This is a genomic window from Paenibacillus sp. TC-CSREp1 (genome assembly GCF_050171015.1).
GTDB classification, from domain to species: domain Bacteria; phylum Bacillota; class Bacilli; order Paenibacillales; family Paenibacillaceae; genus Paenibacillus; species Paenibacillus silvae.
In genome coordinates this window covers 39,200-65,960 of the sequence record NZ_JBNOKM010000005.1, presented here as the reverse complement: position 1 = coordinate 65,960, position 26,761 = coordinate 39,200, and the positions used below count along the sequence as shown (strand labels likewise).

Here is a 26,761-nt window from a genome sequence, read left to right as displayed (position 1 = left end):
ACTTCCTTGCTTATCGTTGTACAGTCTCCATAATAAAGGCTTCGATAACGTCGCCTTCTTTGAGATCGTTGTAATTATCCAGCGTAATACCACACTCGTAGCCTTGAGCTACTTCTTTGGCATCATCTTTGTAACGTTTCAGGGAATCCAGCTTGCCTTCATACAGCACAATGCCATCACGAATCAAGCGGGCTTCTGCTGCACGGGTAATTTTACCGGAAGTAACCATACATCCTGCAATCGTACCCACCTTGCTGATCTTGAACGTGCTGCGAACCTCCGCATGACCAATCACATTTTCTTTGTAGATCGGATCAAGCATACCTTTCATCGCTTGTTCAATCTCTTCAATCACGCTGTAGATAACGCGGTGCAGACGAATGTCTACTTGCTCTTGATCCGCAGTCAATTTGGCCTGACTATCCGGACGAACGTTGAAACCAATCACGATGGCGTTGGATGCTGCTGCCAAAATGATATCAGATTCTGTAATCGCACCGGCACCACTGTGAATAATTTTCACGCGCACGCCTTCAACTTCGATTTTCGCAAGGGAACCTTTCAATGCTTCAACCGAACCTTGTACGTCACCTTTAATGATTACGTTCAGATCTTTGATCTCACCATCTTTGATGTGCTGGAACAGATCATCGAGCGTAACCCTTGTATTCGAGCCGAGATCGGATTCACGCTGTGTGATCGCACGTTTCTCAGCGATGGAACGAGCTTTACGCTCATCCTCAAACACCATGAACGGATCACCTGCACCCGGAACTTCTGTCAGACCTGTAATCTCAACAGGTGTAGAAGGTCCAGCTTCTTTCAAGCGACGACCTTTATCGTTCACCATCGCACGTACACGTCCGAAGCAGTTACCTGCAACGAAAGCATCGCCGACTTTGAGCGTACCGTGCTGCACCAGAATACGTGCAACCGGACCACGGCCTTTATCCAGTTCGGCTTCAATAACCGTACCACGGGCACGTTTATCCGGATTAGCTTTGTACTCGTTCACTTCAGCAACGAGCAAAATCATCTCAAGAAGACCTTCGAGACCCATCTTCTGCTTCGCAGATACGTTAACAAAGATCGTGTCTCCGCCCCACTCTTCCGGTACGAGCTCGTAGTTCGTAAGTTCCTGCTTCACTCTGTCCGGATCAGCGCCTGGTTTATCGATTTTGTTAACCGCAACGATGATTGGCAGACCCGCTGCCTTCGCGTGGTTAATCGCTTCAACCGTTTGCGGCATAACACCATCATCGGCAGCTACCACAATAATGGTAATATCCGTAACCTGCGCTCCACGAGCACGCATTGCTGTAAACGCTTCGTGACCCGGTGTATCCAGGAACGTAATTTTCTTATGGTTAATCTCAACTTGATATGCACCAATGTGCTGTGTGATACCGCCAGCTTCGCCGCCCGTTACATTCGTGGAACGAATCGCATCGAGCAATGTTGTTTTACCATGGTCAACGTGACCCATGATCGTTACAACCGGAGGACGGGACTGCAGGTCTGCAGGATCGTCATTCTCCTCGACATTTTCGAAACGGTCATCTTCAAGCACAATCTTCACTTCAACTTCAACACCGAATTCACCTGCAAGCAGAAGAATCGTGTCAATATCAAGCTCCTGGTTAATGGTTGCCATAACACCCATACCAATCAGCTTTTTGATAACTTCGGAAGCATCTTTATGAAGCAGCTTCGCTGTTTCACCAACCGTCATATCACCACGAACGATGATTTTCTTCGGTGTGTTATCAATTTTTTCACGCTGTACATACTGCTGCTGATTTCTGTTTCGGTTGTTCTTGCCGCCACGGTTATTGCGGAAATTGCCTCCGCCGCCGCGATTGTCGTCAAAGCGACGTCCACCGCCACTATTGTTGGAGCGATTTCCATTGTTGCTGCCTGAGTTACCTTGACCACCTCTGCGTTGGCCACCTTGTCCTTGCCCTTGTCCTTGGCCACCGCTACGGTTGCCGCTGTTGCCAGCGTTACCGCCGCTGTGGGGTCCTGAAGTTCTGCCAGGACCGCCGCTATTGTTCGGACGTTGGCCCGTGCCTTGCGGACGGGACCCCGTGTTTCCTTGACCACTCGAAGCTGGTCTTGGACGATTTCCTGATTGTCCTCCCTGGTTTGAGCCCTGGGAAGTTGTTGTTCTGTTACGGCTGTCTTGGCCGCTTGATCTTTGTGCGCCATTGTTATTGTTGGAATTTGGTCTATTGTTCATACCTACCTGCTTTTCCTGTTGTATTTTTGTTTGTACGGGACTACCGGTTGTACTGCTGCTCTTCGGCGTGTTCACTCCGCCGCCCGGCTTGTTGCTGTCCACTGGTTTGTCACTGCGCACAGACGAAGTGGCTACCGATTTGGCTTCGCCACCCTGTTTGGATGCGGCAGTGGATTTGATATCTTTAAAAAATTGTTCCACCTTGCTGACTGAACCATTCTCCATCACGCTCATATGATTGTTAACGGGAATATCCAGCTTTTTAAGAATGGTTATAATTTCCTTGCTGCTCATGTTAAGGGACTTCGCATATTCATAAACTCGCAATTTTTCCTTGTTTTCCTGTTTACTCAATATACTCCACCTCCGACATTATACCGACTTGCTTGGAGATCATTTTTGCAAACCCAAGGTCTGTTACTGCAAGAACCACCCGCGTATCTTTACCGATGCTTGACCCAATACGGTCGCGATCCCAACCGATAAGAAGCGGAACCTTGTAAGTACCACATTTGTCGCGAAATTTCTTTTGTGTATTCGCCGAAGCGTCGCCTGCAACAATAACCATCTTGGCGTCACCTGAACGGATCGCTTTCAGTACAATTTCTTCACCTGTGACAAGCTTGCCAGCACGCATAGAAAGCCCGAGGTAAGATAATACTTTTGCATCACTCATCCTCTTCACGCCCCTGTGCAGCAATAAATTCATCCTCTACTGCAATGAAGTCAGCAGCAAGCTGTTCATATATCTCGGGTGAAACTTTGCTTTTCAGCGCCCGGTCCAGCGCCCGATTTTTAAGTGCGAGCTTGAAACAGGACTCTTTGCCACACAAATATGCGCCACGTCCAGACTTTTTACCCGTCAAATCAATCAGCACTTCATCCTCAGGCGTTTTAACGATGCGAATCAGCTGCTTTTTAGGCATCATTTCCTGACAAGCGACACATTTGCGCATCGGCACTTTTTTTGGTTTCATACGTCAGCGCCCCCCCCCGTGCTTTCCTTTAGTCGACGGAGACGGAATCCTGGTGCATTTCTGAAGAAGAATCTTTTTCTCTACCGAATTCCTGCTCCGCCTGGCTCTCACTCTTAATGTCGATCTTCCAGCCTGTCAGTTTGGCTGCCAATCTGGCATTTTGGCCTTTGATGCCAATGGCAAGGGACAGTTGATAGTCAGGAACGATCACTCGAGCCATCTTTTCCTCCTCGAACACGTGAACCTCCAGGACCTTGGATGGACTCAGGGCATTAGCCACATATTCGTCCACTTGTTCGGAATAACGAACGATGTCGATTTTCTCACCGCGCAGCTCACCCACAATGGTCTGCACGCGCATTCCTTTTGGACCTACGCAGGAGCCCACCGGATCAACTTCCTCGTTGCGGGAGTGAACTGCAATCTTGGAACGGAATCCAGCTTCGCGAGCAACGGAGCGAATCTCCACTACGCCGTCAAAAATTTCAGGCACTTCCAGTTCAAAGAGACGTTTCAGCAGTCCCGGGTGAGTACGTGACAAGATGATTTGCGGCCCTTTGGTCGTATTTTCTACCTTGGTGATGTACGCCTTGATGCGATCACCGTGAACAAACTTCTCGTTCGGCATTAGCTCGGTAAGAGGCAATGCCGCTTCGATTTTGCCCAGATCGATGTAGATATTGCGCAAATCCTGACGCTGCACTACTCCCGTAACGATATCTTCTTCCTTATCTACGAAAGCATTGTAGATCAGGCCGCGTTCGGCTTCACGAATTCGCTGGGTAACAACCTGTTTGGCCGTCTGTGCGGCGATACGTCCAAAGTCGCGCGGCGTAACTTCAATCTCCGCAATATCTTCCAGCTGGAAGTGTGGGTTGATTTCCCGTGCAGCAGGCAACGAAATTTCCGTGCGCGAATCCAGAACTTCTTCTACGATCAGCTTGCGGGCATACACCCGAATTACCCCCGTATTGCGGTTCATGTCAACACGTACGTTCTGGGCCGTGTTAAAATTACGCTTGTAGCTGGAGATAAGTGCAGCTTCGATTGCTTCAAACAGCACATCCTTGCTAATCCCTTTTTCCCGTTCCAATTCATTCATTGCTTCAATAAAATCCATACTCATGAATGTTGATCCCCCTTTCAAACATGGCATCTCATACGTAAAACGGCGAAAGGCTCGAAACTTGTGAGCACCTTGCCGTTATCGTGAGATGTGTCTTTTTCATTAATCAAGTGAACAAGGCACTTAAAACAAAATAGCCAGGCGCGCACTGGCAACCTTTTCATAAGAAACGGTATGCTGCTTCTTGCCTGCTTCAATGACAAGCTCCCCGTTATCAAAGGAAACCAGCTTGCCTTCGAACTCCTTCATTCCATTCACCGGCTCGTAGGTTGTGACAAACACATTTTTACCTACAGCTTTGGCAACATCCTCCGCTTTCTTCAGTGGACGTTCCGCACCGGGAGAAGACACTTCAAGGAAATAGACAGATGGAATCGGATCGTTCTCATCCAGCTTGGCGCTCAGCTTTTCGCTGATCAAGACACAATCGTCGATGTCAATTCCACCTTCTTTGTCGACATACACCCGTAAAAACCAGTTGCTGCCTTCTTTGACGTATTCGATGTCAACCAGCTCGAAGCCTTGTTCGTTCAAGTAGGGTTGGATCATTTCTTCCACGGTAGATTTAATATTCGTTGTGCTCAAAACCGATAACCTCCAACTTAGGTTACACCAGCTGTATCGCTGGCAGATGATTAAATACCCAAGATTCTTGTATACCAAAGACTAAAGAGTGGGTTTCCCCACTCTTCAGAAATTCGTACTATCTCGTTCACTTCAAAAATTATAACATAGTCTGGTAATAGTGACAAGTAAGCCATCCTTTGCGGACCAGCCGCACTAATGAAGAAAAAATCGGAGCCTTCTGTGTCATCCATTGGAAAACAAGCTGATCCGGCCTGGCTTAGAACAACGAAAGCTGGTTGCTCTCAGGCAGCCCGCGGAAACATCCCATGTTGGTCAGCAGCTCCACGATCGTTTTGGTTGCTTTTGACTTCTGCTGGAAATCCTCAATCGACAGGAACTCACCGTGTTCACGGGCCGCCGCAATGTTACGAGCCGCGTTATCCCCGATGCCTGCCAGTGCAGAGAACGGAGGAATCAATGATTTTCCGTCCACAATGAACTTTGTCGCTTCGGAACGATACAGATCGATCGGTTTAAGCGAGAAGCCGCGTGCCGTCATTTCCAGCGCCATTTCGAGAACAGGCAGCATGTTCTTTTCTTTTGGCGGAGCCTGGAAGCCGAGCTGTTCAATCTCTACAATTTTGCGATAGATGGCATCATAGCCCTGACACACCAGCTCGATATCCAGCTCGTCTGCGCGAACGGTAAAATATGTCGCATAATATTCGATCGGATGATACAGCTTGAAGAAGGCTGTGCGTACCGCTGAAATAACGTAAGCGGCCGCGTGGGCCTTCGGAAACATGTACTGGATTTTGAGACAGGAATCAATGTACCACTGCGGTACCTTGCACTTTTTCATCTCATCAATCCATTCCTGCGGCAATCCCCGCCCTTTACGCACACTTTCTGTAATTTTAAACGCCAGACTTGCATCCATTCCCGCCTTGTAGATCAGGAACAGCATGATGTCATCCCGGCAGCCAATTACCGTCTTGATGTTACATGTACCATTTTTGATCAGGTCCTGTGCATTGCCGAGCCATACTCCCGTACCGTGAGATAACCCCGAAATCTGCAGCAAGTCGGCAAAAGACGACGGCTGGGATTCGACAAGCATCTGACGCACGAATTTGGTTCCCATCTCCGGTACACCGAAGGTTGCAACAGGAGAACGAATCTGCTCCGGCGTTACACCAAGCGCATCCGTGGAGTTGAACATGCTCATAACCTTGGGATCATTCATTGGAATGGTCGTCGGGTCAACACCTGTCAGATCCTGCAGCATACGCATCATGGTCGGATCATCGTGCCCCAGAATATCGAGCTTCAGCAGATTTTCTTCAAAAGCGTGATAGTCAAAGTGGGTTGTTTTCCACTCTGCCGTAACATCATCTGCCGGGTACTGCACCGGAGTGACATCTTCCACTTCAATATAATCAGGAACAACGACAATACCGCCGGGGTGCTGTCCCGTGCTTCGTTTCACACCCGTACAGCCGGATGCCAGACGATTAAGCTCTGCCCCGCGCCACTTTTTGTGATGTTCTTCTTCATATTTCTTGGCAAAACCAAATGCTGTCTTCTCGGCAACTGTACCAATGGTACCTGCACGGAATACACTCTTCTCACTGAACAGCACTTTTGTATAGTTGTGGGCATGCGGCTGATAATCACCCGAAAAGTTCAAGTCGATATCGGGAACCTTGTCCCCTTTAAATCCAAGGAAGGTTTCAAACGGAATATCCTGCCCTTCCCCTTTCAGATTACCTCCGCATTTCGGACAAGGTTTCTCTGGAAGGTCGAATCCACTCGGTACACTTCCGTCCAGAAACCACTCGCTGTATTTACATTCAGGATTTACACAGATGTAGTGAGCCGGAAGCGGGTTAACCTCGGAAATTCCCAGGAACGTTGCCACAACCGATGAACCAACCGATCCCCGAGAACCTACGAGATAGCCGTCCTGATTTGACTTTTTCACCAGACGCTCCGAGATCAGATAGTTGGCTGAGAAACCGTATTTGATAATCGGCTGAAGCTCCTTCTCGAGCCGTGCCACGATGACCTCCGGCAAATCTTCTCCGTAAATGGATTTTGCAGTGTTATAGCAGGTATTCCGAATCTCTTCATCCGCACCTTCCAGAATCGGCGTGAACAGTTTATCCGGGAACAGCTTGATCTCTTCAAAACGGTCAGCAAGCTCTATGGTGTTAGTAACAACTACCTCATACGCCTTATCCTGTCCCAGGAACTGGAACTCCTCCAGCATCTCTGCCGTGGTTCTAAAATGAGCATCCGGCTTGCGCTGATCTTTAAGCGGGCTGAAGCCGGTAATACCATGAATCGTAATATCGCGGTAAATTTTATCCCTTGGCTCCAAATAGTGCACGTTCCCCGTCGCAATGACAGGTTTGTTTAATTTGGCTCCGATGTCCACAACTTTACGAACCGCAATTTTAAGCTCCTCCGGCGTGGCTACAAGCCCCTTGTCAACCAAATGCATATACATGGTAAGTGGTTGAATCTCCAGAATGTCATAGAACTCTGCGATTTCCTCCGCTTCTTCCACGGATTTGTTCAGGACAGCCTCGAAAAACTCTCCCTTTTCGCAGCCGGATATAACGACCAAGCCTTCCCGCAAGCTTACCAGCTTGGATTTCGGTATACACGCAACACGTTTGAAATATTCCGTATGAGACAGGGAAACCAGCTTGTACAGGTTCTTCTTGCCCACATCATTCAACGCATAGATGCCACAGTGAAATGGTCGTGTATTGGAAAGGTCCACCCCGACGTAATCATTCAAACGATCCAGCATCGTCAGACCTTTTAACTGTGCAGCGTCATTGAGAAGTCCGTTCAGGATTCCCGCGAGTGCAATCGTATCATCAATCGCCCGGTGATGGCTTTCCAGTGCAACTTTATACTTGTCCGCCAGCGTATTCAGCCGGTGATTTTTCATTTTTGGATATAAAAGCCGAGCCAACTCCAATGTGTCAAGCACCGGGTTTGGCATCTCGGGCATACCAAGGTTTTTGAGTGACGCCTGAATAAAGCCCATATCAAACCGCGCGTTGTGCGCCACCAGCACTCCATCCCCTGCAAAAGCAACAAAGTCACGAATGACGGGCTCAAGTTCAGGTGCATCTTTGACCATCTCATCGGTAATATTGGTCAGCTGCTGAATGTTATATGGAATTCGTTCATGTGGATTCACAAACGTTGCGAATCGGTCGATCTCTTTCCCCTCTTGCACTTTGACCGCCGCGATCTCGATAATTTTGTTCTGCGTAACCGAAAGACCTGTAGTCTCGATATCAAAGACGATGTAGGTTGCTGTTTTCAATTCAATCGGCTGCGGTGCCATAACGACAGCGACAGAATCATTTACAACGTTGGCCTCAAGTCCATAAATCATTTTAATCCCGTTTTTCTTGGCCGCCTTGGCTGCCTCCGGGTATACCTGCACGCCGCCATGATCCGTAACAGCGATGGCTTTATGCCCCCAGTCAGCAGCTGTCTTCACGTATTTATCAATGGATGTAACGGCATCCATCGTGCTCATCGTAGTGTGCAGATGGAATTCTACCCGCTTCTCCTCCGCCGTATCCTTGCGGGATGGCGGTGCTTTAATTTCGGTCAGATCGGATGGAATCATCGCCAGCTCAGGAATTTGCATAAACCGGTCGTATTCTACGCGTCCGCGCACTTTTACCCATTTTCCATTAGCCAGCAGGCTGAGAATTTTGACATCCTCTTTCGTTTTGGCGAACATCTTCATTTGCATGGAGTCCGTAAAATCCGTCAGATAGAACGTAAACAGCGTATTGCCATTGCGCAGTTCCTTACGGTCCAGACCAAAGATTGTTCCCTGAAGAGTAATTTTTTTCTCCTCATCCTGAACTTCTTGCATAGGTACAGCCGGCTCTTTGATCTCATAGCCCATTTGCAGACGAACGTCGCCCTGATCTTCCTCCTCCGGCAATTCGGTCTCAACGACTTCGCTCATCATCTTCTCAATAACCTGTCGCTCTTCTACCTTCTTCTGCGCCTGGAACTGCTCCATCGCTTCTTTGTTGCTTCCCGCTTCACCCACCTGTATCTTGATGCGCAGCGGCAAGTGAAAATACTTTTCATAGAAAGTAGCGATGGCCTGATCAATCTGCTTCTTGCGTGCCAGTTCCATTGACGTGGAATCACTCATGGTCAGCTGCAGCAAATCAGTTTCACATTCAACAATTGCACGATTCATCCAGCCATTAACTGACGGAATCTCGCGGGTGACCCACTCGAGAAACAAATTCCAGTATTCATTCACGATATCACCGGACAGCACTTTATCCGTATATTTAAAGCCAAATGTAATCTTTGCGATATGATTCATTTTCTCCTGAATATGAAGACTGAACGTTCGATAGATCGGCGCAGGCACCAATGTGTCCTTCCCGATCTGAATATGCCATTCGCGATTGGTACGATTGGTCTCGACCTGTTCAATCCATCCATCCAGAAAATAAGGATCAGTCAAACCTGCGGGAAGCTCTGCCTGTTTCATCAACAACTCAAACCGTTTTCTCTTCTCCTCAAATCCACTCATCGTGTTCCTCCTGTACCCCCTTAAAACATGAAAAGCCTCTGTATTCAAAAATGTTCCCGATCCGAACCCGCACCGATCCATTTTATCCGACAGAAGCTCTTCATTCATGACTAAACCGGTGAATAAGCTCTCTTGGTCAAACTATTCTGACCAGGGTCAAAATACGCCCTAGTATGCTCTTGCAAACACAACCGTGTGCTGCGCTTTTTCACCACAAGCCAGACATGTGTGCTTTTCTTCCGCAGGCTGGAACGGAATATTCCGACTTGTTGCCCCGGTAACTTCTCTTACTTTATCCTCGCAAGCTTCGGAACCACACCAGCCAGCAAGTGTGAATCCACGTTTGTTCTCCATCAGCTCTTTCATTTCATCCAGTGTATCTACGGAATAGAAATTGTCTGACATAAACTGGCGGGCACGGTCAAGCATATCCGACTGTACTTGCGTTAACATCGCCTGGATTTCTTCCACCAGATTGACCTGCTCTACAACCTTTTTCTCTCCCGTGATCCGGGATACGAGCACGCATACGCCGTTCTCCATATCACGCGGGCCAATCTCCAGGCGAATCGGTACACCGCGCATCTCGTATTCATTAAACTTCCAGCCTGGACGAACGTCACTGCGATCATCCATCTTCACACGAATACCAGCTTTTTTCAGCTCTGCGAACAGCTCATCGGCACGACCTACAACCGCATCACGTGTTTTAGGCGGTCCGATTGGAATCATGACCACTTGAGTTGGTGCCACTTTTGGCGGCAGCACGAGACCACGGTCATCCCCGTGAACCATGATCAAAGCTCCGATTAAACGTGTACTCGTTCCCCAGGAAGTTGTATGAGCAAGCTCCAGTACATTTTCCCGGCTTAAGTATTGAATTTCAAAAGCTTTGGCAAAGTTTGTGCCCATGTAGTGAGAAGTACCCGCTTGTACGGCGCGTCCATCCTTCATCATCGCTTCAATCGAGAACGTGTCCACCGCTCCGGCAAACTTCTCTGATTTGGTTTTCTGACCTGTAATAACCGGAATCGCAAGATACTCTTCTACAACCTCACGATAAATCTCCAGCATTTTCATCGTTTCTTCGCGTGCTTCCTCCTCGGTCTCATGGGCTGTGTGTCCCTCTTGCCACAGGAATTCACTTGTACGCAGAAACGGCAGTGTTCTCTTTTCCCAACGAACCACGTTAGCCCATTGGTTAATCAACACCGGCAAATCGCGATAGGACTGAATCCACTTGGAATACATGTGTCCAATAATCGTTTCGGATGTCGGGCGAATCGCCAAACGTTCCTCCAGCTTTTCTCCGCCAGCTTCAGTGACCCAAGGCAGCTCCGGATTAAAACCTTCCACATGTTCCTTTTCCTTCTGGAAAAAGCTCTCGGGAATGAACATCGGGAAATACGCATTGCGATGGCCTGTTTCACGGAAGCGGCGATCCATCTCATCTTTGATATGTTCCCAGATTTCGAAACCGTCCGGTTTAAACACGATACAGCCACGAACCGGTGAATAGTCCATGAGATCTGCCTTTTTGATCACATCAATATACCAGCGTGAGAAATCCTCACCCTGAGGTGTAATTTCAGTCACGAATTGTTTATCGTTTTCCTTTGACATAAGACTCCAGCGTCCTCCCATAAAGACCAGCACTGAATATTCAGAGCGTAGTCAAACCGTAATTATCCGTTAATTAAACGTAGTATATCATTATATGTTACCGCCAGCATCAGCACAAAGAGCATTGCAAAACCAACAAAATGCACCATACCCTCCCGGTTTGGATCAACCGGACGGCCGCGAAGCGCTTCAATCCCCAAGAAAACGAGGCGACTGCCGTCGAGCGCAGGAATTGGAAGCAAATTAAAGATACCGAGATAGAGGCTGAGAATGGCTGCCCATCTTGTTAATTGCTCAATTCCCTGCTTCGCAATCTGTCCTGTAACTTCAAACGTACGCACAGGACCACCGATGTCGTCCATGCTGAATTGATTGATGAGATGTCTGAATCCTTCGAAAATGACTTTGGTAGTATCCACCATGGCCACTCCTGAAACTTTGAAGGTTTCCACAAATCCCACGGAGCGTGTAGGCAGTGCAGGCACAATGCCAACCTTGCCGCCTTCCTGTCCTTCCACCGCCCGAGGTGTAATCGTAATATTAAACGTCTCATTACCTCGACGCAGCGTCCACTCCATAGGCTTGTCTTTAGATTCGGCAATCATCTCCACCATTTTCTTTGAATCTGTACCGATCACTGTACCGTTAATCGTTTCGATGATATCGCCCTTTTGCAAATTCGCCTGATCTGCTGCCCCGCCCTTCAATACTTCAGCAATTTGCAGGTTTTTCGGATTTTCTACCGGCACTCCTGCCATCTGGGCATAGACAGCAAACAATACAAAAGCGAGAATGAAGTTCATCAAAGGCCCCGCAAAAATAGCCATCGCGCGTTGAGCTACCGTTTTGCTGCTAAACTGGCGATCCTTCGGAGCAATCTGCGTCTGTTTGCCACGGCTCACCAGCATCGCTTGCGGATGAATGCGATAGTGCTGCATTTCACCGTCTACATCCAGCTGAAGCTTGAGCGCATTCTCCATATCAATGGAGATCACTTCTCCGCGAATAACATTTTTGCGATTGTCCAGCTGATCCAGATAGATCCATTTGACCTCATCATCCACTGCTCGCACCGCAATCGTCTGTCCTTCCTGAATTTCAATCAGTTCCGGGTCTTCTCCCGCCATCCGAGCATATCCGCCAAAGGGCAACAAGCGCAGTGTAAACTGCGTCTCATTTCTTTTATATGAGAATAATTTGGGACCAAAACCGATCGCAAATTCCCGTACAAGAATGCCGGCGCGTTTGGCAAAATAATAATGCCCCCATTCATGCACCGTCACGATGACAAAGAACATGAGCACCGTTAGAAATACCACTTGTATGGTTTCCAATCCCTATCCATCCTCCTTCACGGCACGTACCGCAGTCTGTCCCTCTAGATTATCATTATTCTCTAATGCCGCACAAGAGAATCACTTCTTCCTACTTCGTATGGAAAAAAGAGATTACAACATGGATGCCAGCTCTCGGCTGTCCTGATCACAAGCAGCAATTTGCTCCAGATCAGGCTGCTCCACATTGCGGTGTGCCTCCAGCACTGAAGCAATGATATCTTCTATTTTAAGGAATGATATCTCCTTCCGCAAGAAACGGGCTACAGCAACCTCATTGGCTGCGTTATACGCCGTTGTTGCCGTCCCCCCCATTTTACCACACTCATATGCCATTCTTAAACACGGGTAACGCCCCATGTCCATCTCTTTGAAATGAAGCTTTCCAATCTGCGCAAGAGACAGCCGCTTCGCCGGAGAAGACATACGATCAGGGTAGGTCAGTGCGTACTGAATCGGAACCCGCATATCCGGAGTGCCGAGCTGTGCAATGATGCTTGTGTCTTCGAATTCAACATAAGAATGAATAATGCTCTCAGGATGGAGTAGCACATCAATCTGGTCATAAGCCAGTCCAAACAGCCAATGTGCTTCGATAACCTCAAGACCTTTGTTAACCATTGTCGCGGAGTCGATCGTGATTTTGGAGCCCATGGACCAGTTTGGATGTTTGAGTGCATCTTCTACAGTCACCCGCTGCAGCTGTTCACGTGTCAGATCCCGGAATGAGCCCCCGGACGCAGTCAATGTGATACCCGCCACAGTTGAGCGATTCTCACCGTTCAAACACTGAAAGATAGCTGAATGCTCACTGTCTACGGGCAGGATGGAAACACCCTTCGCCGCAGCTCTTGTTGTAACGATATGCCCGGCTGTAACCAGTGTTTCTTTGTTCGCCAGTCCAATCTGTTTACCTGCATCTATGGCAGCAAGCGTAGACTTAAGACCAACACTTCCGACAACAGCCGTAACTACAGTGTCCGCGTCTGTTCCTGCCGCAATCTCAATGAGACCCTCTGCACCATAATACACTTTGGTGCCCGCTGGCATATAAGGCATTACCTTTTCAGCTAATTCCTTAGAACCTACCGAGATTTTCTTCGGCTGGTAACGTTTCGCCTGTTCAATCAGCAAATCCGTATTGCCTCCGGCAGCCAGGGCTTCCACTTGAAAATGCTCTGGATGCATATCGACAACATCTAGTGTCTGCGTTCCAATTGAACCTGTCGAACCGAGTATCGCTATTTTTTTCATTGCTGCACCTCACCTCTAATGAATCCAACGCCTGCCGGCAGTCATTCCTGTCTGCTCAGACCGCTGCTTCCCAAGTAAATCCATCTCCTCTTAATAAGGCAATAGCATCAGTATATGTACAAATGGAAACACAACAATCCAGCTGTCGCACCGATCCAAAATACCGCCATGCCCAGGAAGAAGATTGCCTGAATCCTTGATGTTGTATACACGTTTGTAGGCAGACTGGATCAAATCCCCCATCTGACCGACCACTGCACAGGCAATCCCGATCACAATAGCTCTAGGCCAGGAGATCAGCCCGTCAGATACGAGCGCAAACACCACCGATGTAACCACAGCGATAGCAATTCCACCCAGAGCCCCTTCTACGGTTTTATTTGGACTGATGGAAGGCCAAAGCTTGTTTTTTCCAATCCACTTCCCTACAAAATAAGCTCCCGCGTCACTCGCCCAGATCGAGCCGAGCAGCAGAAATGTCCAGAACAAACCATGCTGCAGATGTCTGGATTCTGCAATGTAATAAAATCCGGTTCCAATATACAACACGCCTATAAAGAGCATCGCGATCGTATGAATTGGAAGTCTGTTCTTGGTGACAACGGATACTGTCATTAGAAGCAACATGACAATCCATGTCACTTGAAACAAGGATAACGGCCTTACCTCCCATACCATTTCCCAAGGAAATACGATGGAGATGATTCCCGCATATCCGATCAGGGCTACACCTGAAAAAGGCTTCACCCCGGTCATTTTAACAAACTCGTAATAACCGATGAGAGCCATAAGCAGAACCAACCCGTGATACCAAGGTCCCCCTAACATGCAAAACCCCAAAAACAACACACCTGCTATAATTCCTGTCGTTATTCGCTGTTTCAACGGCTTCATCCTCCATCTATTTCAAACCGCCGTAACGCCTTGATCTGCGCTGATATTCGGCTACTGCTTCAAGCAGATGCTGTTTGCCAAATTCGGGCCAGTATATATCCGTAAACCATAATTCACTATATGCAAGCTGCCATAACATGAAATTGCTCAGACGCAGTTCGCCACTCGTTCGAATCAATAGATCCGGATCGGGCATATCTGCGGTCAGCATATGTTTATCAATGAGTTCAGGTGTGATATCTTCAACCGCCAGTTCACCTGACTGTACTTGAAGCGCGATATCTTTGACACATTCCGTCATCTCTCGGCGGCTTCCATAGTTCATCGCAAAATTCAACACAAGACCAGTATTATGTTCCGTAAGACGAATGGCTTCACGCAAAGCATTGACGGTATGTGAAGGCAAGTGCTCTTCATGTCCCATCATGCGAATGCGCACATTTTTTTCTATCAATTCATCCAGCTCAATAGCCAAAAACTCTTGCGGAAGTCTCATCAGAAAATCCACTTCTTCTTTTGGACGCGTCCAGTTTTCTGTCGAAAAAGCGTACATCGTCAGATATTTGATGCCCAGTTCATCCGCCGCGATGGTTGCACGTTTAACTGCCTTCATGCCGTTCTGGTGTCCGGCGATGCGCGGAAGCCCCAAACGTTTGGCCCATCGTCCATTGCCGTCCATGATGATGGCGACGTGCTGCGGGATATTATCCTCGGATATAGTCAGCGTTTCCTGCTTGTCAGCCCCATTCCACCACGACCGAACCCGTTTGATCATTCCTGTTCCTCCAAAATCCCTGAAGTTTCTTTGTCTGAAGCTTGGAAAAAGAGACAAAACCCCACCGTAATGGAGGGGCTGCGCTTGTCTTACACTTCCATGATTTCTTTTTCTTTGGCAGCAAGTACCTTATCGACTTCAGCGATATATTTATCGGTCGACTTTTGGATGTCATCCTGATGTCTGCGGGATTCATCCTCAGAGATCTCGGACTTTTCCATTTTCTTAATATCATCATTCGCATCACGGCGAATGTTACGGATGGCAACTTTACCTTCTTCGCCAAACTTTTTAGTCAGCTTGACAAGCTCAGCTCTACGTTCTTCCGTCAGCGGAGGAATAGACAAACGAATCATGCTACCATCATTAGCCGGGGTGAGTCCCAGATCAGATTTCATGATTGCACGTTCGATATCGTTCATCGCCGATTTGTCCCAAGGTTGAATCATCAGTGTACGGGAATCCGGTGTGCTAATGTTAGCCAACTGGTTCAAAGGTGTCATTGCACCATAATACTCAACTTGTACACGATCGAGAAGAGCAGGTGTTGCACGGCCCGCACGCAAAGTAGCCAGGTCACGGCGCAACGCTTGAATTGCTTTTTCCATACGCTCTTCGGCATGTTGTTTCACTGCTTGTGGCATTAATCTACACTCCCTTTAACGATTGTCCCGATGCGCTCACCGAGAACAACGCGTTTGATGTTGCCTTGTTCTGTAATGTTGAATACAATCAACGGAATGTTGTTGTCCATGCAAAGTGAGGACGCCGTTGAATCCATTACGCCAAGGTTTTTGTTAAGTACATCCAGGTAAGTCAACTGTTCGAATTTCTCAGCTGTGCTATCTTTAAATGGATCTGCCGAATAGACACCATCCACTTTATTTTTCGCCATCAAGATCACTTCTGCTTCAATCTCCGCTGCGCGCAGTGCTGCTGTTGTATCCGTGGAGAAGAACGGATTACCTGTACCTGCTGCAAAAATAACGACACGGCCTTTCTCCAGATGACGAATGGCTTTACGACGAATGTACGGCTCTGCAATTTGCTGCATAGCAATTGATGTCTGTACACGCGTAGGCACTTCAATCTGCTCTAGTGCGTCTTGCAGCGCCAGAGAGTTCATTACCGTCGCGAGCATACCCATATAGTCAGCAGTGGCACGATCAATGCCGTTTTCACTACCAGCAATACCGCGCCAGATGTTTCCGCCGCCACATACGATCGCAACCTGTACTCCAAGTGCAACTACATCCTTTACCTGCTGAGCAATGGATGAGATCGTTGCTGCATCAATGCCATAGCCGTTTTGACCGGAAAGAGACTCTCCGCTCACCTTTAAGACAACACGTTTAAATACTGGCTGTTCCAATTGTTCACCCTCCACTTTGAATTGAACACCTCCCAGTGTTCAACCAACAAAACTTCTCGCGCATGGACTCCTGCTTAAAAAGAAAGGAACACAGCAGTGTTCCGTTCTTTTTAGGAAAAACGTTCAACCGATCAGTCACTGTTTTCCTGAGATATAAGGGAGTTTGCGCTTCGAAGTTTCATCATTCTTATATCTTCGAAAATCATTCCTGCTTGTCGGTTTGATAACCGTCTTATTTGTTTACTTGGGACATAACTTCTTCTACGAAGTTATCCACTTTCTTCTCCAGACCTTCACCCAGTTCATAACGAACGAAGCGACGGATCGAGATGTTTTCACCGATTTGGCTGATTTTTTCATTCAGCAATTGAGCGATTGTTTTGTCTGGATCTTTAACGAAAGATTGCTCCATCAGGCAGTATTCTTCGTAGTATTTACCGATACGGCCTTCAACCATTTTCTCAACGATTTTTTCTGGTTTACCTTCGTTCAGCGCTTGAGCTTTCAAAATTTCTTTTTCTTTCTCAAGCTCGTCTGTAGGAACTTCTTCGCGTGTAACGAATTTAGGGTTAGCAGCTGCGATTTGCATTGCTACATCTTTAACGAAGTCTTTGAACTGGTCTGTTTTACCAACGAAGTCTGTTTCACAGTTAACTTCAACCAGAACGCCGATACGGCCACCAGCGTGGATATAGGATTCTACAACACCCTCAGTAGCTGCACGTCCTGCTTTGCTTGCTGCTGCGGAAAGACCTTTCTCACGCAACAATTCAGCTGCTTTCGTGATATCACCGTTTGCTTCTTCCAGTGCTTTTTTGCAATCGAGCATACCTGCGCCCGTTTTTTCGCGAAGTTCTTTTACTGCACTCGCATTAACTGCCATTATAAATTCCCTCCAGATTAAGTATTGTACGTACACTCTAAAAAAAGGGCAGTGAGAGGTTATCCACCTACCAACCACCCTTTTCATTTAATTCATGAATGATATGTTCGAAAACTATTAAGCGGAAGTTTCTTCGCCTTGGTTAGCTTCGATAACAGCGTCAGCCATTTTACCTGTCAGCAATTTAACAGCGCGGATCGCGTCGTCATTACCTGGGATAACATAATCGATCTCGTCCGGATCGCAGTTTGTATCAACGATACCAACGATTGGGATACCCAATTTGCGAGCTTCCGCAACAGCGATACGCTCTTTGCGTGGATCGATGATGAACAGGGCGCTAGGCAGGCCTTTCATATTTTTAATACCGCCCAAGAATTTCTCGAGACGATCTTTTTCTTTGCGAAGCAAGATAACTTCTTTTTTAGGCAGAACAGCGAAAGTACCGTCTTCTTCCCAAGCTTCCAACTGTTTCAAACGATCAATACGTTTTTGAATAGTAGAGAAGTTAGTCAGGGTACCGCCGAGCCAACGTTGGTTAATGTAGAATTGACCAGCGCGTTCAGCTTCTTCTTTAACGGAATCTTGTGCTTGCTTTTTAGTACCAACGAAAAGAATAGTACCATTCTCGCCTGCGATTCCTTTAACGAAGTTGTAAGCCTCTTCGACTTTTTTCACCGTTTTTTGCAAATCGATGATGTAAATTCCGTTTCTTTCAGTGAAGATATAACGATCCATTTTCGGGTTCCAACGACGAGTCTGGTGACCGAAGTGTACCCCAGCTTCAAGAAGCTGCTTCATGGAGATTACTGCCATCTTCACACACCTCCTAATATGGTTTTTTATTGTGTCCTCCGCCAGCATCATTTTTCGCCAAGACTCTCCATCAGGAAAGCACCCTCAACAAAATTAGCACAGCGTGTGTTTTAACACCGTTATTTAATATAGCATAAGTGAAAGCCTGTTGCAACATTATATAAACTAAATTTTCAAGCACACAGGAATCAAAAAGAACCGCCTGATCCGAGCATGCTCAGCTTGACGGTTCTTTAGTGATTTTGGCAATAATGGATTTAAAGCTCTCACCTTTTTCGAGAGAATATGTGCCGACTTGAATCTTGCGGTTAATTCCTTCTGCTCTGCCAGCTTTAATAAAAGCTGCTGCATCGTTCACAATACCGGCTTGCTTCAGATTCTCGGCAACCATAGCCAGACTGTTCCCTGATCTCACCTTGAATGTTACGCTTGCCCCTTTAGGCTGTGACGGTTCCTCAGGCTCGGTCGTACTTGGTTGTTTGATCTCTGATTGCCCCTTGACATTGTCTGACTTTGGTTGCTGTGGCTGTTCGGGCTGAGCAGGTTGTACAGCAGAGCTTGTCTGGTCAGGGGTTGAAGCTGTTTTGCCCTGCATCTGGCTGCTTTCCTGCTTTTTCTTCTGCACCCATTCTGCTTCCGTATACAGCTCATCCTTTGCACTGACCAGCTTCATATCCATGCTCTTCGCTGCTGACTCAAGTTGTTCTTTCGTCCAATTCGCAGGCAGAGCTGGTTCCAGATTCGTGTCCGACAATGCCTTTTGTCCTACTGTTGCAAGTTGAAGCAAAATGGCGCCAATCATCATGCCACTACCTATCCCGATCCATAAAGATCGCTTGTCCATGGCTTAGCTCTCCTCCTGCTCTGCCAGCTGAAGTATTAACTGCACCTCACCCAGCTGTATGCCTGTTTGTTTTGCAATAGCATCCATAGACTTGCCTTCATCATGGAGTCTGAATAGCTCTGTGTAACGATCTTTAATAGATTCACGCCGTGGCTCTTGAGACTCTTGCTCAACTTGCAAGTCTGACGTTGCTGCTGCTTGTTGATCCGCCTCTGCTTTGACACTATCCAGAAGTCCCTGTGCCTGAAGTCCTTCTGCAGTCTGTCTGGCATTTATTATCATGGCAGGGCTTTGATCAGGCTCAGGCATTCTTGTTTTTTCCCGTTCCAGTTGATCCAGACGCTGCTGTAATTCCTGAAGCTGTGACATCATACGCTGGTCTGTTGCAGCCGCCTCGCCTTTAAGTTCGGCTACTCGCTGGATCAAAGCATCGTTATCCTGCTCAATCTCCGTCATATAATGTTCAAGCGTTGACTCCATCTCCTGCACCAGTTGATGCGATGATTCCTGCGCCTTGTCTTTGCGTGGCATAATCAATGCGTAAGCGATAGCGCAAGCTCCTAATATGACAATAATGATCCATGGTGCCAAATTGCTTCTCTCCTTTTGATACGACGGCCGAGGATGCAAATCATGCTGCTACTTGTTTAAGCACTCCTACATCGACAAATCAATATGTTTGCCCTTGTAAGGATGCTCCGCAGGCTTGATATTCTCTTGATCCTCGGTTCCATCATGCCCGCCTGATCCGCTGTGGTGCTCCCCGCCGCCTGCATGACCATCACGTACCGAAGTATGTGCCGTCTCTGCCATGGCTTCACTACGCTGCCTGGCCTCATTCGCTTCTTTGTTCATCTGATCCGCAAGCAGATTCTGATCGGTCACGGGCCTCTGCTGGGCTTCACTCTGATAACGTCCCGCCTCGCTTGTTCGCGGCACAGCAATCTGAAGCTCCACTGCTTTGAAACTCATACGCTCACCTCACGGTTTCGAATGGATTTCCTCACAAGCCTGCTGCTGCATTTTATGTGTACGGAACCATCGTGATATCCCCGTCCTGATAATAAAATGACATTCGACTGACCGGATCTTTAATAAATTTCGTATATCTGCCGATAACTATTTTAGAGCCTCCGTAGATCATCTTCAGGACATCCACACGAGCTCGGCTTGTATCTTCAAGTATCTTTTCAATTTCCAGGATACGTGTTTTCATTTCTTCACTCTGACGGAGAGCTGATTTTTGGGTTGCGATTAACTGGATTCTCATCGCTGTCTTATTTGGAGTCAGTTGTCCGGCTGCAGCCAGTTGATCCAGCAAAGTCAACGCTTTCTTGGTTTTGTCCAAGGAATCCATCTGCTCCCGGAGTCCCTTGCGCAATTCATTCATTTCGTTTCGCAGTTTCGGCAACACGCCAACTTCAATAGAGGTTACTGTAGACATCGTATTGCCCACGACACGGGCAGATACAAGTTCTCCAGCCTGCGTTGAGCCGCCAACAATAAGACCTTTTGTTCCAGCACAGATCACAGCGCGACCCGCACGAACATTGGAATGCATAATACTCTGGGATACAAGCACATCTTCACCTGCATCAACGTTGCCTTCCTGAATAAAAGAGCATTTCACATGATGTTCAGCATGCACCAAACCTTTGTTGTATCCGATAATTCCACCAGTAATTTCAATCGAGCCGCCTGCTTCCATCTCCGCACCTTCGACACCACCGTTAACGCGAATATCACCTGCCGCTTTAACTTTAAAACCGGTAAGTACATTCCCGCGGATGACAACATTACCTACAAAATCGATATTTCCATGCTTGTAATCTACATCGCCATTGACTTCATATACGGGAAAAACATTGAGTTTATTGCCTTCTGTTCGGCTAACCAGTCCGTCCAATGCGGCATACATTGCAGAACCTTCAGGATTAACTACGACATTTTTACCAACTTTGAATCTAGCTTCCTTACCGGGACGAAAAGGAATTTCTTCACCTGTCACTGCTTTGCCTGGCACACCGTCAACAGGGGCAATCCGCTCTGCGATAATCTGGCCTGTACGTACATTGTCTAATCGAATCAGCTCTTTGTAATCAACGCTTCCGTCTTCCGCCTCCAGAGGACGCTGCTCCTGATCCTCGTCCTTGCCAATGAGAACATGTATGTATCCATCCGTTCCATGAACGGGAGGATTGCCTTCGGCGATCTTGCATTTATCCTTGAGATAGGCAGACGGATTACTCACAAAGAGCAACAAAGCTTCCCGAGCCAGACCATATTTAACGCCCTTGCTCTCAACAAATTGCTCAAGCTCTTCTAAGGTGCAGGAGAATCCCTCTTCCTCGTTGTAAAATTCAAGGTAAGCCGTGCATTTATCATCTGATAAAACAACGTTCAGACATTTTTCCATAACAGTCATTTGAGTCAACGCAGATCTTCCTCCTTATTAGCCTGTCCACTCCCTGTTTGTATGGTTAACTTCTGCTCTCTAGTCTTTACGCATCAGCAAATCTTTTTGTTTATCCAATGTGCCGCGCAGACGCAAAATGGCTTTGGAATGTAATTGGGAGATACGAGACGGCGAAAGAGACATGACCTCTGCGATTTCACTCAGAGAAAGATCTTCATAATACAGAAGTGAAACTACCGTTCGTTCTTTAACTGTCAACTTCTCTAGCCCCTGCACCAGCGCTTCTTTCAGGTAAAACTCATTCACTTTATAATCCGGATTTTTAGCCTTTTCATCGATCATTAATGACAGACGGGTTTCAGACTCTTCTTCACGAATCGGATCTTCCAGCGAGCAGAGTGACATCACGGCCACCTCCTGGAGCATATGTTGAAAATCCTTGGTTGACACGTCCAGATACTGACTCATTTCTTCATCGCTGACAGAACGCAGATAGGTCTGCTCCAGCTGCTGATAAGCATCTTCAATCCGTTTTGCTTTCTCTCGTACCGATCTGGGAACCCAGTCTCCCTGACGCAATCCATCAAGGATAGCTCCGCGTACCCTCCATGAAGCATAAGTCTCAAATTGCAGACCTCGTTCGTAGTCGAATTTCTCCAGCGCATCAATAAGGCCCATTACCCCATTGCTCTCGAGATCATCTTTCGGAACATTTTTGGGTAAACCAACGGCCAACCGGCCTGATACATAATTAACAATATGAAGATATTTTTCGATCAACATCTTTTTTGCTTCAAGATCTCCGTGTTCTTTCCACTTTTCCCACAGATCAGAATGGTTCAAATGTGAAGCTTTACGCTCGTTCAACTGCTTTCACCCTCCTTATTTTTCTGTCAGGTGACGAACGGCCTGCGCCAATTCCTCCGGGTCTTTGGTCCGGACGAGTTTAGGCGGATCCAAAGGGGCAAATCCCGTTGGAGCTTTCGTCTCAGATGGCGGTAGACCCTCTCCAGTGGAGTCGCTCTGTCCATTCTTGAGCAAGTCATTCAGCTCTTGTCCATCGTCTTCGAGTTTGATGTCCACCTGTGAACCTCTTAGATCTTGAGCACTCGCTGAATCGTAAGTTGATCCATGTTCTATACGAGGGCTAAGCAGTATTCCCAATCCCCAACGCAGACCATATGCAAGGACATACCAGGCTGCGAATCCAATCAATCCGCGTATTAAACTGGTTGTCAGCACATTGCTGCTGAATGCTACAAAAAAAGTCAGAACGAATCCGACTATGCCTGCTCCAAGATTAATGCGGTAGTTTCCTATCATTTATTATAGTTCCTTTACACCCATTTGTACGCTACGAATAGTTAAAAGTCCCGTCTCACAATTCATTTCGATAGTGCGACCGTAATTTCCTCCTGTATCTTCCGCCAGTAGAGGAATTTTGAGTTGTTCCAACATTTCTCGGCATGAATCGGCATTACGTGGTCCAATACGCATCGTATCGCCAGCACCCGAAAATGCAAACATCTGTGAGCCCCCTGCCATCTTGGATACAATCCGAGATTGTGATGCGCCCATTTTCAACATCTTCTCAAGTAGTTCAGGCAGTGCTGTATCTGCATATTTAGCGGTATTCAGTTTGCCTTCGCGGGCAATATCAGAGCTGGGCAACATCACATGTGCCATACCTGCCATCTTTAAATGCGGGTCATACATCGTCAGTCCCACGCACGACCCCAAGCCAGTTGTACGGATTACGCCAGGAAGCTGAGCGATATTCAAATCCGCCATACCGACTTTAACGATGCTTTTGTCCTCAATCATGGTCCAGTGGCACCCCTAGCGATTCAAAAATCTTTGCAAATGAGGACGGATCGGGAATCAAGAAAAACTGTCCTTCGACCTGATCTTCACCTTCAAAGAAAGAAGTATCAATTAATAATGCAGCATCGCCCATTTCTCCAAATTGCAGCAGACCATAACTCAAAATTGCACCAGCCATGTCAATAGCCAGCCCGGGAACCGTTGGATACATCGATAGCTTTGTGAAATCGGCCAAAGAAGACAAGTATGATCCCGCCAGAATATTTCCGATCTCAGACAGAGCTGAATGCTCCATCTCAGTAAAAGTCAAACCTTCTTTTAACTCAAAGCCCGCAAGACGGTTCAACAGCAACTTGGCAGCCTCTGGCGTCATCATAAAGAAAAGATTGCCAGGCGCTTCACCCTCTACGCGAAGAAAAATTGTAACTACAATGCGCTCGTCGCCACCCACTTTTTCCGAAATCTCCTCAAACGGGAGCATCTGAACGGTAGGTACACCCATATCAATCGGTCTGTTAAGGAGCTGAGACAACGCCGTAGCGGCGTTGCCTGCTCCAATATTACCGACCTCTTTGAGCACATCCATCTGGAAACCCTCAAATCGGTTGAATATATCCACGGTGCTAGCCCTCAACACTTTCCAGCTGTACAATCTCGCTTTTATTCAATACTTCGTTGAGGTTAAGCATGATCAACAAGCGGCCATCTTCGAGTTTGGCAACACCACGCAGATATCTGGCCTTAACGCCTCCGACCACTTCAGGCGGAGTGTCGATAGAACTGCTTTTGATATCGATAACATCGTTGGCGGAATCTACAATAAAACCAACCTGCATATCATCTACACCTACGATTACAATCCGCGTTTGATCGGTATACTCGGTTTCAGGAAGGGCGAAACGACCGCGAAGATCGATGACCGGAATCACGACTCCGCGCAGGTTGATAACTCCTTTTACAAAAGAAAGGGTTTTGGGAACACGGGTAATCGGCATCATGCGCTCAATCGTTTCAACCTTGTCTACCTCAATACCGTATTCCTCGGAACCTAATCTAAAGACGATGACTTTCAACTCTTCTTCCATGTTAAAAACCTCCCTATTAAATGTAAGACGCAAAAGCTTTGTTTATTTAATAAATGCGTTAGGATCAAGAATCAGAGCTACTTGTCCATCTCCAAGTATCGTAGCACCGGAGATTCCTTCAATAGCTGGGAGATAGGTTCCCATAGACTTGAGAACGATCTCGCTTTGGCCGATGAACTCTTCTACAGCAACAGCTGCCAGGCGATCTCCTTTTCGAATGACAACAATCTCGGTTTCTTTCTCGTCCGCATCGTTGAAATCCGGCACGCCAAACACCTCGCTTAAGGACAAATACGGGATCAGGGATTCGCGGAACGTAATCATTTTATTGCCATGGATGTTGCGAACTTGTTCACGCTGTACAATCGCTGTTTCTACAATGGAGGACAGTGGTACTGCATACTTCTCTGAACCCAGTCTCACAAGCATTGCCGCAATAATGGACAACGTCAGTGGAAGCTGTACGGAGAAGTTCGTGCCTTTGCCAGGCGTGGACGTAATCGTTACATTACCGCCAAGTGAAGTGATTTTGGATTTTACAACGTCCAGACCTACACCCCGGCCAGAAATATCAGAGATTTTATCAGCCGTACTGAAGCCAGGAGCAAATAACAATTGATTGACTTCATCATCACTCATCTTCGCACCCTGCTCTTCCGTTACAACGCCGCGTTTGATCGCTGTTTGCAGGAGCTTGTCACGATAGATCCCTTTACCATCATCTTCAATCTCGATAAACACATGATTGCCGCTGTGAAAGGCACGCAAATTAACGGTACCCATCTCCGGCTTGCCAGCAGCCACACGCTCAGAAATGGATTCTACGCCATGATCCACTGCATTACGCAGCAAGTGCACGAGTGGGTCGCCGATCTCATCAATGACGGTTCGATCCAGCTCCGTTTCGGCACCCGTGATAACCAGATCAATTTTTTTGTCCAGCGTTTTGGCGAGGTCACGAATCATTCGCGGGAAGCGGTTAAATACAGTGTCTACCGGGACCATCCGCAGCTTCAGGACGATATTTTGCAAATCTGTGCTCACTCGGCTCAAGTGTGCTACGGTGTCAGACAGATCATTGTTCCCTGTCTCACTTGCCAGCTGTTCAAGGCGGGAACGGTCAATCAGCAACTCGCTGAACAAGTTCATCAGCACGTCCAGACGTTCAATGTCAACACGAATGGTACGTGAAGGTGCAGCAGCCTGTTTCGGCGCTGCGACCTTTGCCGGAGCCGCTTTGACTTCTTCCTGAGGTGCAGAATCTGCAACAGGGGCCTCCAAGACAGCCACAGGAACTGGTGCAGCAGAGGCCTCGGCCGTAGCGGCTACCTGTTTCGTTACCTGATTCGCCATTTGCTGCAGCGTCTCTTGATCCAGCTGAATCAATTTGGCACTCTCGATCTCGGAGATGCTCATGATGCCCTTTTCCAGTTCTTGCGCCTCTTTAGTCGTTATGTAATACAACGAGAAACTGCGCTCAAACTTTTCTTGCTCGATATCCTGAACAGAAGGATATGCCTTAACCACTTCACCCGAACGCTCAAGCATGTCAAACACCATGTACGCCCGAACACCTTTTAACTGGCTGTGCTCACTCACAAGCACGTCAACATAGAACACACGGTGCCCTTCTGCGATAGACTGATCAAGCACTGAATATTGGTATTCATCCAGTTCAACCGCATTGGAGAGCGAGGCATCCGTTTTTTTGTCCGGTTTGGCTGCAGGAGCACTTCCGCCTTTCCATTCACCGCTTTCGATAGCTTGGAGCGAAGCCACGATGGAGGAAACATCCGCTTTACCTTCCCCGCCACTCGTAATGTCCTGAACCATAGTTTCCAAGGCATCAAGGCCTTTGAACATGGTATCAAAAATATAATCTTGCATTTTCAGCTTCTCGTTACGTACCATATCGAGCACATTTTCCATTTTATGTGTCAGTGAAGCCAGGTCTTCGAATCCCATAGTTGCCGCCATACCCTTGAGAGTATGAGCAGAACGGAAGATAACCTGCACTATGCCCAGATCCTCCGGATTCGCTTCAAGTTGTAGCATGTTTTCGTTAAGGGATTGCAGATGATCATTAGACTCATCAATAAACATGGATAAATATTGGTTCATGTCCATTGTGA

Annotated in this window: 25 protein-coding genes; all 25 read right to left on the bottom strand. The window is 47.4% G+C overall.

Annotation, left to right across the window (positions count from 1 at the left end; all coding sequences use genetic code 11):
* Window positions 1-10 precede the first annotated feature (10 nt).
* Window positions 11-2,593, bottom strand: coding sequence for a translation initiation factor IF-2 (infB, locus tag ACQSGY_RS08685; RefSeq protein WP_427051554.1), 2,583 nt, complete (start codon window positions 2,591-2,593; stop codon window positions 11-13).
* A complete protein-coding gene (locus ACQSGY_RS08680) occupies window positions 2,586-2,915 on the bottom strand; it encodes a L7Ae/L30e/S12e/Gadd45 family ribosomal protein (RefSeq protein ID WP_111270041.1) in 330 nt (109 codons plus the stop codon). The genes infB and ACQSGY_RS08680 overlap by 8 nt, the downstream gene beginning before the upstream one ends.
* Window positions 2,908-3,216, bottom strand: a complete 309-nt coding sequence (rnpM, locus tag ACQSGY_RS08675) for an RNase P modulator RnpM (RefSeq protein ID WP_110893089.1) — start codon at window positions 3,214-3,216, stop codon at window positions 2,908-2,910. The genes ACQSGY_RS08680 and rnpM overlap by 8 nt, the downstream gene beginning before the upstream one ends.
* A 28-nt stretch (window positions 3,217-3,244) precedes the next feature.
* Entirely contained in the window at window positions 3,245-4,342 is a 1,098-nt protein-coding gene (gene nusA / locus ACQSGY_RS08670; protein WP_090923835.1) for a transcription termination factor NusA, read from the bottom strand.
* Window positions 4,343-4,465: 123 nt separating this feature from the next.
* Complete coding sequence (rimP, locus tag ACQSGY_RS08665; protein WP_184180312.1) at window positions 4,466-4,927, bottom strand: ribosome maturation factor RimP; 462 nt, start codon at window positions 4,925-4,927, stop codon at window positions 4,466-4,468.
* Between the two features lie 259 nt (window positions 4,928-5,186).
* Window positions 5,187-9,509, bottom strand: coding sequence for a PolC-type DNA polymerase III (locus ACQSGY_RS08660; RefSeq protein ID WP_427051553.1), 4,323 nt, complete (start codon window positions 9,507-9,509; stop codon window positions 5,187-5,189).
* Window positions 9,510-9,677: 168 nt separating this feature from the next.
* Window positions 9,678-11,132 (bottom strand): proline--tRNA ligase, encoded by a 1,455-nt coding sequence (gene proS, locus ACQSGY_RS08655; protein ID WP_427051552.1) that lies wholly within the window; start codon window positions 11,130-11,132, stop codon window positions 9,678-9,680.
* Between the two features lie 62 nt (window positions 11,133-11,194).
* On the bottom strand, window positions 11,195-12,466 hold the full coding sequence (gene rseP, locus ACQSGY_RS08650) for an RIP metalloprotease RseP (RefSeq protein WP_427051551.1): 1,272 nt from the start codon (window positions 12,464-12,466) through the stop codon (window positions 11,195-11,197).
* 114 nt (window positions 12,467-12,580) lie between these two features.
* Window positions 12,581-13,720, bottom strand: a complete 1,140-nt coding sequence (locus ACQSGY_RS08645) for a 1-deoxy-D-xylulose-5-phosphate reductoisomerase (protein WP_427051550.1) — start codon at window positions 13,718-13,720, stop codon at window positions 12,581-12,583.
* A gap of 90 nt (window positions 13,721-13,810) precedes the next feature.
* On the bottom strand, window positions 13,811-14,605 hold the full coding sequence (locus ACQSGY_RS08640; RefSeq protein ID WP_427051549.1) for a phosphatidate cytidylyltransferase: 795 nt from the start codon (window positions 14,603-14,605) through the stop codon (window positions 13,811-13,813).
* A gap of 16 nt (window positions 14,606-14,621) precedes the next feature.
* The gene (locus tag ACQSGY_RS08635; protein ID WP_145402770.1) at window positions 14,622-15,389 is read right to left on the bottom strand and encodes an isoprenyl transferase; all 768 of its coding nucleotides are present in this window, start codon (window positions 15,387-15,389) and stop codon (window positions 14,622-14,624) included.
* Between the two features lie 89 nt (window positions 15,390-15,478).
* On the bottom strand, window positions 15,479-16,033 hold the full coding sequence (gene frr / locus ACQSGY_RS08630) for a ribosome recycling factor (RefSeq protein ID WP_111270033.1): 555 nt from the start codon (window positions 16,031-16,033) through the stop codon (window positions 15,479-15,481).
* Window positions 16,033-16,761: a UMP kinase gene (gene pyrH, locus ACQSGY_RS08625; protein ID WP_111270032.1), complete on the bottom strand. Its 729-nt coding sequence runs from the start codon at window positions 16,759-16,761 to the stop codon at window positions 16,033-16,035. The genes frr and pyrH overlap by 1 nt, the downstream gene beginning before the upstream one ends.
* A 232-nt stretch (window positions 16,762-16,993) precedes the next feature.
* Window positions 16,994-17,644, bottom strand: coding sequence for a translation elongation factor Ts (gene tsf / locus ACQSGY_RS08620; RefSeq protein ID WP_110893107.1), 651 nt, complete (start codon window positions 17,642-17,644; stop codon window positions 16,994-16,996).
* Between the two features lie 117 nt (window positions 17,645-17,761).
* A complete protein-coding gene (gene rpsB / locus ACQSGY_RS08615; RefSeq protein ID WP_024630243.1) occupies window positions 17,762-18,460 on the bottom strand; it encodes a 30S ribosomal protein S2 in 699 nt (232 codons plus the stop codon).
* Between the two features lie 217 nt (window positions 18,461-18,677).
* Window positions 18,678-19,304, bottom strand: a complete 627-nt coding sequence (locus tag ACQSGY_RS08610; protein ID WP_216513451.1) for an endolytic transglycosylase MltG — start codon at window positions 19,302-19,304, stop codon at window positions 18,678-18,680.
* 3 nt (window positions 19,305-19,307) lie between these two features.
* The gene (locus ACQSGY_RS08605) at window positions 19,308-19,895 is read right to left on the bottom strand and encodes a hypothetical protein (protein ID WP_216513450.1); all 588 of its coding nucleotides are present in this window, start codon (window positions 19,893-19,895) and stop codon (window positions 19,308-19,310) included.
* A gap of 66 nt (window positions 19,896-19,961) precedes the next feature.
* Window positions 19,962-20,276 carry a hypothetical protein gene (locus ACQSGY_RS08600; protein ID WP_216513449.1) on the bottom strand — a complete coding sequence of 105 codons (315 nt, stop codon included), beginning with the start codon at window positions 20,274-20,276 and terminating at the stop codon, window positions 19,962-19,964.
* A 52-nt stretch (window positions 20,277-20,328) separates the two neighbouring features.
* A complete protein-coding gene (locus tag ACQSGY_RS08595; RefSeq protein ID WP_427051547.1) occupies window positions 20,329-21,738 on the bottom strand; it encodes a DUF342 domain-containing protein in 1,410 nt (469 codons plus the stop codon).
* A 60-nt stretch (window positions 21,739-21,798) separates the two neighbouring features.
* A complete protein-coding gene (locus ACQSGY_RS08590; protein ID WP_111270027.1) occupies window positions 21,799-22,587 on the bottom strand; it encodes a FliA/WhiG family RNA polymerase sigma factor in 789 nt (262 codons plus the stop codon).
* Window positions 22,588-22,602: 15 nt separating this feature from the next.
* Window positions 22,603-23,043, bottom strand: coding sequence for a hypothetical protein (locus ACQSGY_RS08585; protein WP_184180294.1), 441 nt, complete (start codon window positions 23,041-23,043; stop codon window positions 22,603-22,605).
* A gap of 3 nt (window positions 23,044-23,046) precedes the next feature.
* Entirely contained in the window at window positions 23,047-23,544 is a 498-nt protein-coding gene (locus tag ACQSGY_RS08580; protein ID WP_216513447.1) for a chemotaxis protein CheD, read from the bottom strand.
* Window positions 23,537-24,130, bottom strand: coding sequence for a chemotaxis protein CheC (locus tag ACQSGY_RS08575; RefSeq protein ID WP_216514182.1), 594 nt, complete (start codon window positions 24,128-24,130; stop codon window positions 23,537-23,539). The genes ACQSGY_RS08580 and ACQSGY_RS08575 overlap by 8 nt, the downstream gene beginning before the upstream one ends.
* A 37-nt stretch (window positions 24,131-24,167) precedes the next feature.
* A complete protein-coding gene (locus ACQSGY_RS08570) occupies window positions 24,168-24,629 on the bottom strand; it encodes a chemotaxis protein CheW (RefSeq protein ID WP_184180292.1) in 462 nt (153 codons plus the stop codon).
* Between the two features lie 42 nt (window positions 24,630-24,671).
* Window positions 24,672-26,756, bottom strand: a complete 2,085-nt coding sequence (locus ACQSGY_RS08565; protein ID WP_427051545.1) for a chemotaxis protein CheW — start codon at window positions 26,754-26,756, stop codon at window positions 24,672-24,674.
* Between the last annotated feature and the right edge of the window lie 5 nt (window positions 26,757-26,761).

Bases quoted from the DNA above. Each gene is read 5' to 3' on its own strand.
- ACQSGY_RS08680 (WP_111270041.1), bottom strand. From the start codon at position 2,915: ATGAGTGATGCAAAAGTATTATCTTACCTCGGGCTTTCTATGCGTGCT.
- rnpM (WP_110893089.1), bottom strand. From the start codon at position 3,216: ATGAAACCAAAAAAAGTGCCGATGCGCAAATGTGTCGCTTGTCAGGAA.
- nusA (WP_090923835.1), bottom strand. From the start codon at position 4,342: ATGAGTATGGATTTTATTGAAGCAATGAATGAATTGGAACGGGAAAAA.
- ACQSGY_RS08660 (WP_427051553.1), bottom strand. From the start codon at position 9,509: ATGAGTGGATTTGAGGAGAAGAGAAAACGGTTTGAGTTGTTGATGAAA.
- proS (WP_427051552.1), bottom strand. From the start codon at position 11,132: ATGTCAAAGGAAAACGATAAACAATTCGTGACTGAAATTACACCTCAG.
- ACQSGY_RS08645 (WP_427051550.1), bottom strand. From the start codon at position 13,720: ATGAAAAAAATAGCGATACTCGGTTCGACAGGTTCAATTGGAACGCAG.
- ACQSGY_RS08635 (WP_145402770.1), bottom strand. From the start codon at position 15,389: ATGATCAAACGGGTTCGGTCGTGGTGGAATGGGGCTGACAAGCAGGAA.
- frr (WP_111270033.1), bottom strand. From the start codon at position 16,033: ATGCCACAAGCAGTGAAACAACATGCCGAAGAGCGTATGGAAAAAGCA.
- tsf (WP_110893107.1), bottom strand. From the start codon at position 17,644: ATGGCAGTTAATGCGAGTGCAGTAAAAGAACTTCGCGAAAAAACGGGC.
- rpsB (WP_024630243.1), bottom strand. From the start codon at position 18,460: ATGGCAGTAATCTCCATGAAGCAGCTTCTTGAAGCTGGGGTACACTTC.
- ACQSGY_RS08610 (WP_216513451.1), bottom strand. From the start codon at position 19,304: ATGGACAAGCGATCTTTATGGATCGGGATAGGTAGTGGCATGATGATT.
- ACQSGY_RS08600 (WP_216513449.1), bottom strand. From the start codon at position 20,276: ATGAGTTTCAAAGCAGTGGAGCTTCAGATTGCTGTGCCGCGAACAAGC.
- ACQSGY_RS08585 (WP_184180294.1), bottom strand. From the start codon at position 23,043: ATGATAGGAAACTACCGCATTAATCTTGGAGCAGGCATAGTCGGATTC.
- ACQSGY_RS08580 (WP_216513447.1), bottom strand. From the start codon at position 23,544: ATGATTGAGGACAAAAGCATCGTTAAAGTCGGTATGGCGGATTTGAAT.
- ACQSGY_RS08575 (WP_216514182.1), bottom strand. From the start codon at position 24,130: ATGGATGTGCTCAAAGAGGTCGGTAATATTGGAGCAGGCAACGCCGCT.
- ACQSGY_RS08570 (WP_184180292.1), bottom strand. From the start codon at position 24,629: ATGGAAGAAGAGTTGAAAGTCATCGTCTTTAGATTAGGTTCCGAGGAA.
- ACQSGY_RS08565 (WP_427051545.1), bottom strand. From the start codon at position 26,756: ATGGACATGAACCAATATTTATCCATGTTTATTGATGAGTCTAATGAT.